The sequence below is a fragment of the Microvirga tunisiensis genome (assembly GCF_009296175.1).
Taxonomy (GTDB): domain Bacteria; phylum Pseudomonadota; class Alphaproteobacteria; order Rhizobiales; family Beijerinckiaceae; genus Microvirga; species Microvirga tunisiensis.
In genome coordinates, this window is record NZ_VOSK01000590.1 from 1 (window position 1) to 2479 (window position 2479).

The window sequence follows — 2479 nt, forward strand, 5'->3', positions numbered from 1 at the left end:
GCCGACACCATCGGCGCTCAGCAGCACGATGGCGGCCCGCCAGACATGCTTCTGGGCCGTGTTCCGGTTGCTGATAACAGCCTCAAGGCGCTGCCTGTCTGAGGAGTTAAGGGTGATGGAGATACCAGTGCGCATGCTGCAGCCTCGCATACGCACAAGCCAGGGGGAATCCTCACGCGGACTCTTTTGTTAGGCGGAAACCACTAGGTGGCTTCGCTTCTTCTGCTCAGCACCGGACATTCCATCTTGGTTGCAACACCACGACATGCCGAGGACGAGCTAAGCCAAGGTCTCGATCTCTCGGTCTTCGTCAGGGGCGATGCCCGGATCGTCGGCTGAGAAGTGGAGCTTGAGCACCGACCGTCCTGAGGCATCGGTGACATTCATGTGCCACTGTTCACCCTTCCAGAATGTGTCATCTTCATCGCGCAGGATGGCGCCAGCCAACTGGATCGCCTCGACGCGGGCTTGCCAAAGACCGGCAAGCTCCGACCCTTCATTGTCGATGATGCTGCGGCCGTCGATCACATGGAAGTAATAGCGGGGCATGGGGCGCTCCTCTGCCGACAGGCGGGAGCGCACGGATCTCTCGGTCACCGGCGCCTGGATCATCCATGCCGGCGATAAGGGTCAATGGCTTGGAGACCCTTTCGTTCAGATCTGCCGCCCAGATGTCAGCGGCCACATTCCATATAGAGGCTTATCGGAAATTTTGGTCCAAGATCCGATCTCAGATCAGGGCTTTTGCCATCGAACGGCAGGCCTCATTGGTTGGCGCAATTTGCTCCTGGTAACCGAGAGACAGATAGAACTGGCGCGCCGTCTCGGTGCTGTTGAGTGTGCAGCGGTCCAGGCCCAGTTCCCGAGCCTGTGCCTCCAGCCGGTCGATCAGCGCCTTGCTGATCCCCCGGAACCGCGCCTCGGGCGAAACATAGTTCAAGGTAATCTTCCCGGTATTGGTCATGGCGGCTACCCCGAGGATCGTCTCACCTTCCGTGGCGTCAAAGACAAGGCTCTGAGGGTTCCTGATCCAAGCCGCCACGTTCTCCGGGGTCTTGTTGAAAAGCCAATCCGCCAGCCGGGCGGCATCTCCGTTGTGGTCTGCGTGGCATAGCTCCTGGATCGAACGACGCAGCACCGTACAAGCCTGCCCGGCGTCTTCGGTACGGGCTCCTCTGATCTCCATACGCACGCCCCTGCCAGCCTCGTCTAGAGGCTCCATGCTGCCCTAAGGCAGGCATTCCATAAATCATTATCGGAAATTCGCGCCCAGATACAACGAAGGCCCCGGCGGGCGATCCGAGGCCTTGCCTGTGAGGAGCGGCGGGCCGCCACCGGGATTCCGATCGCCGTGCGCGACCATCACAGGCTTTGATTTTGCGCCTGGTGCGGAGCAGCGTCAACGGTCCTCGCCCGAGGCTGAACCGCTTGTCAAAAAGCGTCTATCGGAATTACGCGGCCCATGCAGAAAGCTGCCCCTCACCGGATGTTTGCTCTCCGGGTGCCGCGATACGGTCGAGTTCTAGTCTGATTGCTTGCGCCGTTTTGGATCCGATGCCGACGAACCGCTCAAGCTGACCAGCGATGGCCCTGAGCTGATCGATCGTCTGGATGTCCTCTCGGCGGAGCACCTCCCAGGCGAGGCAAGGTAAATAGAGACCCTCAAGGGTCCCTTCGCAGGTTTCATATTGATGGGACATATGCAGCTCCTGAGCCTTACAGGCGGGAGCGCGCGTATCTCTCGGCCGTCGGTGCCTGGATCAGTTCCTGCCGGCGATAAAGCATTATACGCGCTCATAGAGGAGACTACCAGCACAGTTCCGTAAAGGCGTTTCTGCGAATTACCGCTCCGTGAGCGCACCGTCGCTTCTCAGGTAGATGACGGGCACAGCCACGGCCTTGGCCCATTCCAGAGCCCGTTCACGCGCCTCTTGCAGGGTGTGGTATGTGGTCTTGTTGCGCATCTGGTCGTTCGGCTCGATGCCTTTTCCGGTCACAGTGTATTGCTTCCCGATAGCCGGTTCGTGAATGACCTCGATGAGAATACACCTCTCCGCATCGGCAGGCTTTTGGCCTTCGGTCAATTGCTTGAAGTCAGGCATGGATCCCTCCTCTGCAACTCGACAGCCGAAGTATAATCCAATCTTTAGGCCGCCGCCCTTTCACGAGGGGCAGCGCCTACAGCGCTGCCCCTGTTCCATACAGGGGCTTACGCGCAATTTGCGGACAATTATCTTACGCGCTAGAGCATCGGACGAGAAGTCGGATCCGGTAAGTTTTGCATCTCAGCAATCCTTGGATCCGTCTCGCGGCCGCTGGTGGTGCGTCCACTTAATGATCCGATGCTCTAATTGTTTGGTGGCGGAACGTTGTTGGGATCGGGTGCGTTACGCCATTGAGGAGTACACTTGGCGCTTTGACGGCCTGCGACGCCGAGCTTCTCACCGCAGGAGGACGTGATGCACTCCCTTCATCCGCA

4 protein-coding genes and 1 pseudogene are annotated in these 2479 nt (G+C 59.1%); all 5 read right to left on the reverse strand.

Features of this window, described 5'->3' with window-relative positions:
• Positions 1–135, reverse strand: a pseudogene (locus tag FS320_RS49320) (IS630 family transposase); the annotation flags it as partial.
• Between the two features lie 144 nt (positions 136–279).
• Positions 280–549 (reverse strand): DUF6894 family protein, encoded by a 270-nt coding sequence (locus FS320_RS41690; RefSeq protein ID WP_152718427.1) that lies wholly within the window; start codon positions 547–549, stop codon positions 280–282.
• 181 nt (positions 550–730) lie between these two features.
• Positions 731–1186: a GNAT family N-acetyltransferase gene (locus tag FS320_RS41695; RefSeq protein WP_162003604.1), complete on the reverse strand. Its 456-nt coding sequence runs from the start codon at positions 1184–1186 to the stop codon at positions 731–733.
• A 265-nt stretch (positions 1187–1451) separates the two neighbouring features.
• Entirely contained in the window at positions 1452–1700 is a 249-nt protein-coding gene (locus FS320_RS41700) for a Holliday junction ATP-dependent DNA helicase RuvA (RefSeq protein ID WP_152718429.1), read from the reverse strand.
• A gap of 141 nt (positions 1701–1841) precedes the next feature.
• Positions 1842–2102: a hypothetical protein gene (locus FS320_RS41705; RefSeq protein WP_152718430.1), complete on the reverse strand. Its 261-nt coding sequence runs from the start codon at positions 2100–2102 to the stop codon at positions 1842–1844.
• Positions 2103–2479 lie beyond the last annotated feature (377 nt).